We start from the raw sequence: 14,572 nt of genomic DNA on the forward strand, positions 1-14,572 counted from the left end.
TCCCGCTGCTTGTTAGCGGGATCTAGAGATACCGCGGCGGTATGACGGTTCACGGTGGCATGACGGTTCGTGGCAGTATGACGATAAGCTCGTCATACCGCTACGTGTTAGCGGCTAAGAGATACCGTGACGAGGGAGAACAGTTGCTACGTGTTAGCGGCTGAGATACCGCGGCGGTATGACGGTTCGCGGTGGTATGACGGTCAAGTGATTCGTCATCCCGCTACTAGTTAGCGGCTAAGAGATACCGTGACGGTATGACGGTTCGCGGCGGAATGACAAGAAAGGAGCAACAGGATGACAGAGAGTAATGCAAGAAAATAATTGGATTTTTTGTAATGCTACAGAGTCCAGTATTTTCTACAAACTTTCACGTAATTTGTTAATAAAATTGACAATCACTGAAATACCAACTAAAATATTTATGTGGTAATGTTGAGCGAGAAGAAAAAGTGGATTTTAAACAATATGTCAAAGGGGATACTCTTTTATTTTCATCTAACGCCATAAATATAAGCGACTTAGTAAGCTTCCTAGAAAGGAACCAAAGCATTACAAGGCTTATCTTGCGTTTTAGCAAAATAGGTGATGAAGGTGCAAAAGTTTTAGCTAGTGGCAATCTTCCAAATCTTACTTCACTTCATTTATTTTGTAACAACATTAGCGCTGAAGGTGCAGAAGCTTTAGCTAATGGTAACCTTATAAATCTTACTTCACTTCATTTACTTTGTAACGACATTAGTGATGAAGGTGCAAAAGCTTTAGCTAATGGTAACCTTATAAATCTTACTTCACTTCGGTTAGTAGCTAATAAGATTGGTAATGAAGGTGCAAAAGCTTTAGCTAATGGCAATCTTCCAAATCTTAAATTGCTTCATTTAGGGAATCATTTTGATAAAAAAAGTGTAGAAGCTTTATTCGCTACTAAGAATGTTAGAAATCTTCTTAGCCCTGATTTAAGCAATAACATTGGTGATAAAGGTATAGAAGCTCTAGCTAAGGGCAATCTTCCAAACCTTACTTCACTTGAATTATCTAGTAACAACATTAGCGCTGAAAGTGCAGAGGCTTTAGCTAATGGTAATCTTACAAATCTTAAAAAGCTTAATTTAAATCATTGCAAAGTTGGTGATGAAGGTGCAGAGGCTTTAGCTAATGGTAATCTTACAAATCTTAAAAAGCTTAATTTATTCTCTAACAACATTAGCGCTGAAGGTGCAGAAGCTTTAGCTAAGGACAACCTTCCAAATCTTACTTCACTTGATTTAGGTTGTAACAACATTGGTAATAAGGGTGCAGAAGCTTTAGCTAATGTTAACCTTACAAAGTTTACTAAATTTGATCTATCTTATAATAATATTGATTTTGAACATATAGAGGTTCTAGCCAGATCTAAATGTTCTGGAATCAAGTTAAATAATCGAGATCAGAAGGTCTTTTATGATTTCCTATTGAAAAAATGTTCTAACAATCAAGTCGTAGATAAAGAGAGCATAAAAAAGATGATTTTTAATGTAGCTAGAAGTAATTATAGTGGAGATTTGGTGAGGTACATATTGACACAACCTGATAAATACCCTTTTTTAATCAATTCAAAAGATGAGCAATGGCACACACTATCTCATTTTTATAATCACTCACCTGAGATACAAGAGTTTTTGTTCAAGCATGGTTTAGTTCCTGAAAAAGATAGTACACTACGAAATATTACTAATGATAAACAATCTGTGCACGCAGGTTTAGCAGTTAAGAAAACGAAGTTTATCACTAAAAACTTAGTAGAATCTATAAAAGCTAGTGAAGGTCAATTAGAGCAAGCAGTAAATTCTTATGTGGAAAGTATACCTAAACTGCTTAAGGAATATCAAAATGATCAAGTTAAAATAGGGTTACTCGGTCTTAAAGAGAACGAAAAAAAAAGTGTAATGGAGGAAGTGTTAAACGGTGGTGATGTACCAAGTGATGAAGAATTTATTAAGACTGTCATTGATAAAGCTGAGCAAGTACTAAAACAGCAGTATTTAAAAAAGAACTTCCACGGTGAATATGACCAAGGATACCCTACACAAGAATTACAATATGATTATACGAGAGATGATGCAAAAATTACTATACCTGAATCTATAGGTTATATAAAACTACTTATTGATAAATTTTCCGTTCCACTGAAAGAAAAAAAGGAGTTGCTAGTCACTCTTATGGAACAAAATCCAGATTTGGTAAAGAACAAATTATCTAAGGTAAAAGAAAAACTTGGAAATAGCGTAATCCTCGATAAAGAACAGTTTAATAAAACAGAACTACATGAATTATTAAATGGTATAGATGACGGTAAAAAAGTAGATGAGTTGTTCAAAGAGATCAGTTGTTTGAATATAGAAGAGGTCTGGAGAGAGCAAAAAGAGTTTGTTCTCCTAAAACAAATATATATAGCAGCAACAACTTATGGTGAAAGTAGCAGTGCCTGCATTCAAGGCACATGGACCCAGATTATTAGTAGTATAAACGAAATTAGCTCCGAAATCGTGGCACAATATGATCGCCATTTAGAAGAAGAACAAAAGCTAGAAGCACAAAAAGATGTTATTACAAAAGAGAACATTACACCATTTGTAGAAAATTTAGCTAAGAAATTAATTCAATATGCTAGAAATAATCCAGAGTTCAAAGAAGATTTGGTAGATAATTTTATACTGAGAGGAATAGATTTAGATAGACCTGAAAATATCCAATTTGAACAGCAAAGGGCCCTTGCAAAAATTAATCAAGAATTTAGTGCAAATATCAAGAGTTTCTTGCCCAATTACGATAGAAGCATACCAAAAGAAGATGAGTATAAAATTATCATTAAAGAATTATTTAAAATTAAGATGATGAAAGATTTTGCACTAGAGGAAGATGATCAACCACAAATACTTACACAATCTAATATAAAAGATTTAAATCAGCCAGTAAAAGAATCTCAAAGTGTTTATAGTAAGATAGGTATTGGGTGTAGTATGGTTATTGGAATAGCTGGAGTTGCTTTAGGAGTAGCTATTGCAGTTCATTTGGAAATGTTAGCAATGGGAATAGCAGTTGGAGCAATTTGTTGTCTGGTTGCTGCTGCGATCATATACTATTGTAATGAGCCTTCAAAGTCACTTGAAGATAACAACGTCCAACGGGTTTCTGAAAAGGTTCCACAACCCATTGTGTAAAATTCACAAGACCTATTAAAATATTTTTTTACTTTTCATCGTATATTTCTCAACATATTATCTTTAAGTACTAAAATAATTAACAACATGGCATTATTAATAGTTGAATCACCTGCGAAAGCAAAGACAATAGGTAAATATTTGGGTAAAGAGTTCAAAGTAGCTGCATCCTTTGGACATGTGAGGGATCTTCCAGCAAAAAACGGTTCTGTCGATCCGGATAATGATTTTGCTATAAAGTATAAAACCATTGAAAAAGCAGAAAAGTATATAAAAGAGTTAGTAAAAGCTGCAAGCAAAACATCAGATATATATCTTGCAACAGACCCAGACAGAGAAGGGGAAGCAATGGCTTGGCATGTGATAGAGACATTAAAAGAAAAGAAAGCAATCAGTAATGAAAACAACATTTATAGAGTGGTCTTTAATGAGATAACAAAAAGAGCAGTACAAGAGGCTATAAAAAATCCACGTGAAATAAATATGGATTTAGTGCGTGCACAGCAAACACGCAGAGCTTTGGATTATCTAGTTGGATTTAGTTTGTCACCACTGCTGTGGACGAAATTGTCGGGGAGCAAGTCTGCAGGGCGAGTGCAGTCTGTTGCATTAAAGCTTATATGCGAACGAGAAGATGAAATCAGTAAGTTTATAACACAGGAGTATTGGAGCATAAAGGCAGAAATGCAAAATAGCAAAGATGAGGCTTTTTTTGCTATGCTAAGCCACTATGACAATAAAAAGCTAGAAAAATTTGATATTAAGAATGAAGAAGAAGCAAAGAACTTAGTCAGGGAGATTGAGTCAAGGCAGTATGCTGTAAGCACAGTAGAACGCAAGCAAGTTAAGAGAAACCCGCTTCCTCCATTTATTACTTCAAGTCTTCAGCAAGATGCAGTGAATAAACTGTATTTTAATGTGAAAAGTGTTATGCGCATAGCGCAAAATTTATATGAAGGTATCGATATTGGTGGTGAAACTGTAGGGTTGATAACTTACATGCGTACAGATGGGTTTCATATTGCAGATGAGGCTATAAACTCAATTAGAGGGTCAATTAAGTCATTATATGGTGATAAATATTTACCGCAGTCTCCTCGTAAATATGTAAAAAAGGTCAAAAATGCTCAAGAAGCACATGAAGCAATTCGTCCAACTGATATAAGTAGAACGCCGGGTAGTATTAAGGATTACTTAACGCCAGAGCAATTTAAATTGTACGATTTAATCTGGAAAAGGACCATTGCAAGTCAAATGGAATCGGCGATCCTTGATCAAGTGGTAGTTGAAATTAGTTCTACTGACCAGAAAGTAATTCTGCGAGCAAGTGGATCAAGTATATTCTTTGATGGTTTTTATAAAGTCTACCAAGATAACATGGAAGCCGAAAATGAAGGCCTGCTACCTGCCATGAAGGAAGGGGAAGCATGCAAGCTGATTTCAGTTGAGCCAAAACAGCATTTCACTCAACCGCCACCTCGTTATAGTGAAGCAAGTATCGTTAAAAAAATGGAAGAAATCGGTATAGGCCGCCCATCAACTTATGCAACAATTATTTCGGTATTACAAGATCGTGAGTACGTTTCATTGGATAACAAAAGATTTATTCCAAGCAGCCGCGGTAAAATCGTTACTATATTTTTAGAAACCTTTTTTCAGCGTTGTGTAGAGTATGACTTCACAGCACAAATGGAAGAAAAGCTTGATTTAATCTCAAATGGACATGCAGATTGGAAAAAAGAATTAGGCCACTTTTGGGTGCCATTTTTTGGTCATGTAAACTCTGTTAAGCAAATGACGCATGATGAAGTTTTCAGCGGCATTCACGATTTGGTAGTCGATTGGTTTTGTTCAGAAGAAGGAAGAAAAGAGGTGAATACGAAATGTCCTATTTGCTCTGATGGCATATTGAAATTGAACTTCGGGCGCGCGGGGGTATTTCTTGGATGTTCTAACTATCCTGAATGCAACCATACAAAAGAAATTACAGGTAGTAACGACAATTCAGAATATCCAAAAAGTTTAGGTGTAGATGATATAACAGGACAAGAGGTGGTGATCAAAAAAGGTCCTTTTGGGCTTTACCTGCAGTTTAATAATGAGTCAGAAAAGAAAAAAGCGGTTTCTATACCAAAAGATATAAATGTTAATGATATTGATCTGAGCACTGCTACTCAATTACTTTCCTTGCCAAAAGTAATCGGAGAACACCCTGAAACCAGAAAGGAAGTAAAAATAGGCCTTGGGCGATTTGGGTACTATATTTTCTATGATGGTAGATACTTTTCTCTTAAGAAAAGCTCCAAAGAGGTGCTGAATACAGAATTGAGCGAAGTTGTACAAATTATTGCAAACAGTCCACGCAAAGAGTTAAAATCTCTCGGGGTCAATGAAAAGGGAAAAGAAGTTTTTATCTGCAACGGTAGGTACGGATTCTATATAAAATGCGGTAAAACAAACGTTGCTTTGGGCAAGAGTGCAGATATTGAGAGTATAGATTTGGAGAAGGCTTTAGAGTTGATTAAGAATAAGAAGTAGACTTTTGTTGAAATATTAGGTAAAATTGAAATATATTTGACAATGCTTAGGGAGAATGGCAATAGAATTTAATAGATATATCCGAGGTAAAACTTTAGATTTACATGAGTTGGATAACGTAGATACAACCGAGTTATTAGGCTTTGTTAAACAAAAAACGGAAATCAAAGTGCTTGATCTTGGTAGGAACAGTATTAATGATGAATATGAAGAAGAATTACTCAAACGAGGTATTGTAATAATAGAAGATTGCAGTGAAGAAGAGTTAGCCAGTGATTTAAAAGATGGTTTAAAAAATAGTTTGGGAAGTTATTTAGAAAGTGGTTTAGAAAGATGCAATACTAGCAATAAAAGTGGAAATGTAAATCAGGTATCAAACTCGCAAGAAAAACTTAAAAGCAGTAGCAAATACTATATTTGTGGAGCAACAGTTGGTTTAGTTATTGGTCTAGTTGCAGCATATTGTTTAGGGGCTGCTGCTTTAATTCCTGTTGGCGTCTCTGTTGCAGTGTTTATTGCATCTGCTGTAATTGGTGCATTGCTTGGAGCTGGGGTGGGTTATGCTGTGGTGCGCCAAGAAGTGCTTGGAGAACAGTTGGTGAAAATCCAACACAAACAAAGTCTAGCCAACAGTTTGGAACAGACCACTATGTTGCATGAGGTAACGAGTGTAATAGAGCTAGTGGGATGGACAATGCAGGGTACAACGAAAGTGAAGGGATTGAGTTCCGAAATACCTGAAGACATAGAGGTCGACATTTTCATGGCCATGGAAGACAGCATGAAGGATAACGTAAAGGCAAGTTATCACTCACTCTATCGGGATCTGAGACCGTGCCATGTATTGAAATGGACTTCAAGTGAACTTGGGAGATCCTATGCATTCCTACAAAGGTACGCTGGAACAAGTCAACAAAGGCAAGAACTAGCGGAAGATGCAGGGGAAGTCGGACTGATTGATAGTACTCAGAATGTGGGAAAGCCACGTACAAGGGGAAGCGATCAGCAATATAGTAACTGGAATAGGGATTGCTAGGCCAATACAACGGAGGTTGGAATAACATGCAAAATAAACTAAACCAGATAGCAGTAAGAGCAAAGCAAGATAAGCGACTAAAATTCACATCGTTAGTCCATCTGATAAATACAGAGAATCTTGCGAGATGTTATAAAGAACTGAAGCGTAACAAGGCTTGTGGAGTAGACCAGATAACAGTGGAATCATACGGAGAAAATCTGAATGAGAAACTCGAAGTGCTAGTAGAAAGTATGAAGAGGAAGCAATATCAACCACAACCAGTAAAGAGGGTATATATACCGAAAGCTGGAAGTAAAGAGAAACGCGGACTCGGAATACCATCGACCGAGGATAAATTAGTACAGATTATGCTGAAGAAGATATTAGAAAATATTTACGAGGCAAACTTTCTGGACAGCTCATATGGATTTCGACCTGGAAGAAACTGTCATCAAGCGGTAAATGCACTAGATAAAGCAGTTATGTACAAGCCAATAAACTACATTGTAGAAGTGGATATCAAGAAGTTCTACGATAATATACAGCATAAATGGCTAATGAGATGTCTAAGGGAACGAATAACTGACCCAAATTTGCTGTGGTTAGTAAAGCGGTTTCTCAAGGCAGGGATAGTCGAAGCTGGAAATTATGAAGCAACAAAACAAGGTACACCCCAAGGTGGTATAGTAAGTCCTGTATTAGCAAATATATACTTACATTATGTGTTGGATTTATGGATAGAAAAGAAATTTAAACCAAGATCCAGAGGATATATACAACTAATAAGGTTTTGCGACGATTTTGTGGTTTGTTGCGAAAGTAAGGTAGACGCGGAAGAATTTCTGGAATTACTGAAACAAAGGCTAAATAAATTTGGGTTGGAAGTATCTGAAAACAAGACCAGAGTAGTAAAGTTTGGCAAGAGGGAGTGGCAACAAGCGATAAGAGAGAAACGAAGGACGGAAAGTTTCAATTTTCTGGGGTTTACGCACTATGGTGCAAAAAGTCGTCGTGGTAGATTAATAATGGGACATAAAACCTCAAAGTTAAATCTAGCCAGAAAACTAAAAGAAATCAAGGAGTGGTTGAAAATAGTCCGCGGAAGTATTCGACTTAAAGATTGGTGGCAAGTACTGAAGGCTAAATTAACAGGACACTATAACTACTTTGGTATTAGCGGAAATTATTGGTGTTTGAAACAATTTTACACATCAGTAAGAAAGCTAGCATTTAAATGGATAAATCGGCGTAGTCAGAAAAAGAGTATGACCTGGGAACAGTTTGTACACTACGTAGAAGTAAATCCATTACCAAAGCCAAAAATACATTTTTCTTTATATGCATAAGAGGGACGACTGTGAAAACTAATATTGATGAGCCGTGTGCGGGAAATCTGCAAGCACGGTTCTTTAGGGGGAGTTGTAGTAATAAAACTCAAACGAGAGGAGTAAAGCTACAGCTTCTACCGAACAAGGTGAAATAGAAAACCACTTGTCGGCTAAAAGCGAAGAGAATAATCGAAGAAATGGGAGAAATGCAAAAACTTTACGTACAAGTGCAGAGCTATTAACACCAAGAGATAGAGAAGGAAGTTTCGAACCACAAATAGTCAAAAAAAGGCAAACAAACTTACATCCAGAGCTTGAAACGAAGATTTTGAGCACATTTGCCAGTGGTATGGGCTATAGAGATATAGTGTCACATGTTGAGGAAATTTATGATCACAAAATATCGGCGGCAGAGATATCAAGTATTACTGACAAATTGCTACCAGTAATCAACGAATGGCGTAGTCGCCCGCTGCAGTCTGTATATCCGATAGTTTTCATGGATGGCATGTTTTTTAAAGTCAAAGAGGACGGGCATTGCGTAAGTAAATGCATGTATAACATATTAGGCATAGATCAAAATGGCAAAAAAGAAGTATTAGGTTTTTATTTGGCTGAAAGTGAAGGAGCTAACTTCTGGTTGGGAGTGCTAAATGACCTCAAAGAAAGAGGAGATACCGTCTCGCCAGTCAACAAGAAAATTACAAAAATTGAATCTAAATTGCCTAAGTTATATTGTGAAATCAAAAAATACTGCCAATTCCCGTCCTGTGTAGCGGTATACAGATTGTAGTTGTATTAAACAAGAGCCTGATATTAGTTTTGACTACCTCAATTCTTCTGTCAGTTAATTCTTGTCTGTCAGATTAAATCTTGTCTTTTACACTTATCAACATATACACTAACCAACTACATTCAATAAATTTGTGTAAGATACCATTTTACATAAGATAGAATGGAAGCATTTTTCGATTTTAAATTACTAAAGCTTCAGTCAATCTCCTAGTCCTGTAGCTTTTGATATGGTCAGGATTAAAAGCCTTTTTTGATTTTAAAATACCAAAAACAATATGAAGCAACTTACGCATTGCAGCACCAACAATGGCCATATTATGCTTGCCTTTTTCTTTTAATCTCTTGCAAAAAGTCATAATAATAGGATTGTGATTTTTAGCTACTATAGCAGGAAAATACATGGCCTTACGTAGTGTTCGTGAACCTGATTTACTTAATCTGGGCTTGGCATATACAGATGAACCTGATGTTATATTTCGTGGTATAGTTCCAGCGTATGCTGCCAATTGTCTGGCATTTATAAAAGCCTTTGTGTCAGGAATTTCAGCTAAAATAGCTATTGCTGATTCCTCTCCTATTCCTGGAATAGTCAATAAGAGTTGAAAGTTTTCCAACAACTCTTTGTGCTGTTTTAATAGTTCACGTATGGAGTTTTTTATTGTTTCTATTGATTGTTCTATGTTCACTGCAAGGTTTTCCCAAGCATTTGCAACTTCTTCAGGCAGTCTCTCCTTCTTTTCTAAATGATTATTTACGAATGTTAATCCATCTTTTAACGCAACCGAGCAACGATAAAGATGTTTTAATTTTTTCATTTCAGGAGAAGGTGGTGTCCAACGAGTAGGTTCCTGTCTTTGGCAATAATCAGCAATAATTTCTGCATCGGTCTGATCATTCTTTTGTCTTACAAGCTTACTCCTCGCATAAGATTTAATACAATAAGGATTTACAACACTTACAAAATGTCCAGCATTGTGTAGAAATTCAGCCAAAGCTTCACTATAACAACCGGTAGCTTCCATACAAGCTTTCACTTGCTCTACGTTATGTTTTTGTAGAAAGCTCTGCAGACCTTGAAACCCATTATCATCGTTCTTAAAGCTTCTTTTCCTAGTTTCACGTTTTCCTTTTTTACTTATAAATGAGAGAAAAACATCAAAGCGATCTTTTGATACATCTATTCCCAGAAAGTTGTTGATCATATATAACCCCATACGTTACTATTTAAAATGAAAAGTAAGGCTAACCTTGTGAATACAGAATTAGAACCATTTAGGTTTTTCTACGATACCGTCCAGCCTATACTTTTGAGAAGGGAATTCTTATCTCCTCTACAGATTTTATATCTAAGAAGAAGCACAGAGTTCCTCCCTTCTCCACCTAATGCTTAAGCTTAAAACATTAGATGCTTTTGACAAGATACAAGTAGAAGATATCCTTATTGCCTGCGTTGATGGGCTAAAAAGCTTTCCTGCAGCTATAAACAGTGTCTTTCCTAATGCGGAAGTGCAGATGTGTATAGTGCATCAGATACGCAACTCACTGAAGTATGTGGCCAGTAAAGATGCGAAGAGTTTTTTGAGCGATTTAAAGAAGGTATATCAAGCTTCAAGCAAGGAAATTGCCGAGAATTATCTGTTGGAATTGGATGAAAAATGGGGCACAAAGTACCCTATGGTTATAAAATCTTGGCAGAATAATTGGGAAAACTTGTCTGGTTATTTTAAGTATTCTGGTCCAGTTAGGAGGATAATCTACACCACCAATCCCATAGAGGGGCTACATAGGCAAATTAGGAAATTCACTAAGACCAAAGGCTCATTTACCAGCATAAATGCCTTGTATAAGCAGGTATATTGTGCTATAAAGAAGGCAGAGGAAAAGTGGACGATGCCTGTACATGATTGGGCATTAACTATCTCTCAACTTGATGTTTTCTTTCCTGGCAGATTGAAAATTGAGTCGAACTAAAAATGCGGTTTGACACAGTTTATTTAACACTCCCTGAGAAAATCCATAATCATCAAGTAAAATTTTTAAATTAGGTAATTTCTTCTCATTTGAGCTTATAGAGTATACTTTTTTAACCATGAGCATGATTATTGCTCCGGACAGGAGGTTCCACATTTTCCAGATAGCCATGACTGTCTACTTTCAATTCATTTCCTAAGTTGTGCTCTATTTTTGTTGCAAACGTAAATCCTAATATTTTGCAAAATTTTTCGAAATATTCTCTTATAATATCAAATAAACTCTTATCGCCATCTTGGTAGTTTTTTAACTCCTCAGGAACATCAAGTAATAACTTACCGTCTCTATATATTAGACCCTCTTTACCATTCTGAGATTCAAGTGTAAATTCCATTGAAAATGATATATCACATATTTTTTTCTCAGAAAAATCTAGAAGCTTTACAGGTGCTTTGGGGATTTTACACTCAACTTTTACAGAATTTGGATTTTTGCAGTCAATGTACACTTTTCTCTCAACACCACTATTGACATTCATAAATAATTTATGTTTCTCGTAAAGTTCCATCATAAATGGTCCATATATATGTTCATATCCTGCTTGATTGCAATTAGTAGCTAACTCTTCTAGAATATGATCATTTGGAGCTTCTGCTCTAGAATGTTGAAACATCTCCTTAAAAACCTCTTTTGCAAATGAACGATAATTCTTTTCTCCATCTTTATTATTTTTAACCAAGCTAATATGTTTTTTATATAATCGGTCAACAAAGTCCCTATCTATATTCTCTCCGTTAATGATGAAATCCATTCTATTAATGTCTTTATATGCTTGCTCACCAGAATTTGCGCTTTTATTATCTTTAGCTCTTAATTTATTAAAACCAAATTCTTTAATTTTAGCCTTTAATGTAACTATTGGATTTGCTTCTGTCATACTTCCCCCTTACTAAAGCCTTCAAAATTAATTATACTATAGGAATTGTTAATAGATTATTGACGATATATAAGTGTAACGATGGCTTTGTACTACCTGTATAATAAATACGCTAAGGCAAAAATTTAGCTGTAGAAAGAATAATGCAACTTTATCGCATTTCATTTTACTATAACTTGACTATAAGAAAAAATCTTATTTTGATTACTACGAGTAGTTCTATAAACCAAATTAATTGTAAAAAAGAGCGAGTGATTTGTGTAGAGCTTAAGATAATTCGTTTCTTAGATTGCTAATTATCTTAGTTAATATTTAATACCTTCTACTTAGCAATTTCTTCCCTCGAATTAGAAACCCTTCTTAATTCTTCACGTTCTGCCCATTTGTTGTTAGACTCGCTTATTACTTCAGGACGCATTAATCCACCAGATCTTTCAAAATATCCCCGTTCAATAGCATCGTAGACACAATAATTACCAAGTTCACAATCCTCGCCTAATTCTTCTTCATGACCTTCGAATTTTTCCAATACTTCCTCTTTATTACTCACTTCTACTATAATTTTGCTTTTATCTTGTACGTCAGGATACAGTTTAACGTCTATCTTTCCCAAACTAGTATAGAAAGTCAGTACTATATTGCCCGTAAGATTAGTATAATTTCTTATCCCATCTTCCGTTATAATTTCTACCTCACTTTCACCGATTGCTATTACATCTCTTCTAGATTCTATACTTCCATGAGTTAAATTTGCTTCATTTATGATTTTCGCAACCTCAACTACACTATTTTCTGAATATTCCAAATAGAGAATAGAGTTATCCGCTTTTACATTTTTCACCTTGCCAGTAGTTGCACTTTTAACAATTTCCATAAATTTCAAACTACGCTTTGCATAACTTTCATAGGCTTTTACCATATTAGCTTTGTGGCTTTTAAACTCTTCTAGTTCATCAATGACAAGGATGCTGCTTATAGTATGTAGTACTACTCCTTTTGATACTAAGTTACATACTATACGACTAGCAACCTCTACATCACTTGCAATTCTAGAGTTCTTTTTTAATTCACTAATTTTTCTTATTACACAATCTGCAAAGCCATATTTACTCTCATATTTCTTGTCATATAAACTTCCTGACACAGCAAAGTTCAGCATTACTCCTGCTTCTATAGCTCTTTTTACAACTTGCTCTAACTCGTTCATGTTTTCGGCTGCATTGACCATATCTAAAAAAGTTTTCAATTCCTCCCGTTGGTTTAATATTAAAATGTCCCATAAAGTGGAAGCTTTAGGTAAATGTTCTTTGTCCTTCCATCCTTTGTAATCAATTGCTCCTGCTTCTAACAGCAACCTTTCTGCTTCTTTAAAATGAATTTTATCACCATAACAAGCATCTCTAATCTTTTGAAAAATACGAGACTTTCCTTTGCTATCACGAAGATTTAAAATCTCTTTAAGACCTTCATTTCCTCTGTGCTGATTTAAAAACTCTCTTAGTTGATTAGTGTCAAGGCTATGACCGCAAATATTTTCTAAATGGCTTTTTGCTCTCATTTGCTCCTGAGTTAAAAAGATTTGTTCTAAAATATTCACTTCAAAAGGTTTTTTGTTAATAATTACAATATCTAGAGGAGTTTTTCCTTGTTTATCAGGTTGATTACGTGCTCCTTTGTTCAGAAGTAAAGGTATATTTAAAGTATTATAATAAGCAGCATAGTGCAAAGGTGTTTGTCCTTCACTGTCAACTATGTTAGGGTCAGCTCCAGCCTTTAAAAGTAAAGTTATAAATGCTCCAACTGCCCAGGCCATATCTTTTTCTACTGCCAAATGCTCCATACTTTGTATTACATGCAGTATTGTCAACTTGGACTTTCCTTTTTGAAGATTGAGAACAATCTTTAGATCATCATTACTTTTGTTGTCTTGTAAAAAATTCTCAAACCTTGTAATGTTACAAAATGGAAAGTCTTTTAGGAGACTTAACAACGCCTTATTCAAATTTTTTTGGCCCTCTTTTAAGTCAGGTGCACCTGAAGACCACTCAGATATTAAATTATTGAATTCTTCCCTTTTTATAATAGAGATCAAAGAGCTGTTATCACTAAGCAGCAATGAGTATTTAAGTGATTCATATTCATCATCTACTTGCTCTTCTTTCTGTTTCGCTTCTCTCTTCTCCAAATTATCTATATCACCATCTTTAATGAGTGCAATTAAATACTTCAAAAATTCAACATTTCTATTTTCCAGTAAGGGACATGCTCCATTCTTCATAAGAATCGAGATCATTTTTGTATTTCGGCCAGCCAAGTATAATGGAGTCCTACCTTTTTCATCTACTGCATTAAGATCAGCCCCATTGTTTATTAGGTGCTCTACTATTTTTGTTTTGTTACCCAAGATAGCATGATGCAAAGGAGTACTTCCATCATTATATTTCTTCCTAACACTTGCCCCATTTTTTATCAGGACCTCTACCATTCGTGTATTTCTATGTAAGATAGCATAATATAATGGATCACGATTGTATATATCCACCCCATTAACATCAGCCCCTTTTTGTATAAGAGTTTCTACTATTCGTTTATTGTTTTTCAAAACAGCAAGCTGTAATAGGCCAGATGTATCTACTTGTTTTAGCTTCTCTTCTATTTTTCCAACGATATTACTCTTACTTGAACCAACGTCAGTATCAATAGAAGCTAGTATTTCTTCCAACTTGTCAAAACTCATAATTCTCCTCAGTTTAAAACCTCATATTTTATTATTATATACTTGACA

Annotated in this window: 8 protein-coding genes and 2 pseudogenes; 7 read left to right on the forward strand and 3 right to left on the reverse strand. The window is 35.3% G+C overall.

Annotation, left to right across the window (positions count from 1 at the left end; translation table 11 throughout):
• Nucleotides 1-566 precede the first annotated feature (566 nt).
• The 6 genes and pseudogenes from ACQH1X_RS02020 to ACQH1X_RS02045 all read left to right on the forward strand — a co-directional run.
• On the forward strand, nt 567-3,200 hold the full coding sequence (locus ACQH1X_RS02020; protein WP_425386408.1) for a TomO hydrophobic C-terminal domain-containing protein: 2,634 nt from the start codon (nt 567-569) through the stop codon (nt 3,198-3,200).
• 87 nt (nt 3,201-3,287) lie between these two features.
• Nucleotides 3,288-5,738 (forward strand): type I DNA topoisomerase, encoded by a 2,451-nt coding sequence (gene topA / locus ACQH1X_RS02025; protein WP_425386409.1) that lies wholly within the window; start codon nt 3,288-3,290, stop codon nt 5,736-5,738.
• Between the two features lie 55 nt (nt 5,739-5,793).
• The gene (locus ACQH1X_RS02030; RefSeq protein ID WP_425386410.1) at nt 5,794-6,774 is read left to right on the forward strand and encodes a hypothetical protein; all 981 of its coding nucleotides are present in this window, start codon (nt 5,794-5,796) and stop codon (nt 6,772-6,774) included.
• A 26-nt stretch (nt 6,775-6,800) separates the two neighbouring features.
• On the forward strand, nt 6,801-8,102 hold the full coding sequence (ltrA, locus tag ACQH1X_RS02035) for a group II intron reverse transcriptase/maturase (RefSeq protein ID WP_425385808.1): 1,302 nt from the start codon (nt 6,801-6,803) through the stop codon (nt 8,100-8,102).
• A gap of 11 nt (nt 8,103-8,113) precedes the next feature.
• A complete protein-coding gene (locus ACQH1X_RS02040) occupies nt 8,114-8,239 on the forward strand; it encodes a hypothetical protein (RefSeq protein WP_425385885.1) in 126 nt (41 codons plus the stop codon).
• A pseudogene (locus tag ACQH1X_RS02045) lies at nt 8,227-8,757 on the forward strand (IS256 family transposase); the annotation flags it as partial. The gene ACQH1X_RS02040 and the pseudogene ACQH1X_RS02045, both read left to right, overlap by 13 nt.
• 301 nt (nt 8,758-9,058) lie before the next feature.
• Here ACQH1X_RS02045 and ACQH1X_RS02050 read toward each other — a convergent pair.
• Complete coding sequence (locus tag ACQH1X_RS02050; RefSeq protein ID WP_425385829.1) at nt 9,059-10,081, reverse strand: IS110 family transposase; 1,023 nt, start codon at nt 10,079-10,081, stop codon at nt 9,059-9,061.
• 223 nt (nt 10,082-10,304) lie between these two features.
• Here ACQH1X_RS02050 and ACQH1X_RS02055 point away from each other — a divergent pair.
• Nucleotides 10,305-10,850 (forward strand): annotated as a pseudogene (locus tag ACQH1X_RS02055) (IS256-like element ISWpi15 family transposase); the annotation flags it as partial.
• Between the two features lie 112 nt (nt 10,851-10,962).
• Here ACQH1X_RS02055 and ACQH1X_RS02060 read toward each other — a convergent pair.
• Nucleotides 10,963-11,787, reverse strand: a complete 825-nt coding sequence (locus tag ACQH1X_RS02060) for a hypothetical protein (protein ID WP_264711326.1) — start codon at nt 11,785-11,787, stop codon at nt 10,963-10,965.
• Nucleotides 11,788-12,109: 322 nt separating this feature from the next.
• Nucleotides 12,110-14,524, reverse strand: coding sequence for an ankyrin repeat domain-containing protein (locus ACQH1X_RS02065; RefSeq protein WP_425386411.1), 2,415 nt, complete (start codon nt 14,522-14,524; stop codon nt 12,110-12,112).
• Between the last annotated feature and the right edge of the window lie 48 nt (nt 14,525-14,572).

Origin of the sequence: Wolbachia endosymbiont (group A) of Barypeithes pellucidus (assembly GCF_964030885.1) — a bacterium.
Lineage (GTDB): Bacteria > Pseudomonadota > Alphaproteobacteria > Rickettsiales > Anaplasmataceae > Wolbachia.

What these genes read in the sequence shown, in the direction of transcription:
- ACQH1X_RS02030 (WP_425386410.1), top strand. Translation starts at nt 5,794, where the DNA reads ATGGCAATAGAATTTAATAGATATATCCGAGGTAAAACTTTAGATTTA.
- ACQH1X_RS02050 (WP_425385829.1), bottom strand. Translation starts at nt 10,081, where the DNA reads ATGATCAACAACTTTCTGGGAATAGATGTATCAAAAGATCGCTTTGAT.
- topA (WP_425386409.1), top strand. Translation starts at nt 3,288, where the DNA reads ATGGCATTATTAATAGTTGAATCACCTGCGAAAGCAAAGACAATAGGT.
- ltrA (WP_425385808.1), top strand. Translation starts at nt 6,801, where the DNA reads ATGCAAAATAAACTAAACCAGATAGCAGTAAGAGCAAAGCAAGATAAG.
- ACQH1X_RS02065 (WP_425386411.1), bottom strand. Translation starts at nt 14,524, where the DNA reads ATGAGTTTTGACAAGTTGGAAGAAATACTAGCTTCTATTGATACTGAC.
- ACQH1X_RS02060 (WP_264711326.1), bottom strand. Translation starts at nt 11,787, where the DNA reads ATGACAGAAGCAAATCCAATAGTTACATTAAAGGCTAAAATTAAAGAA.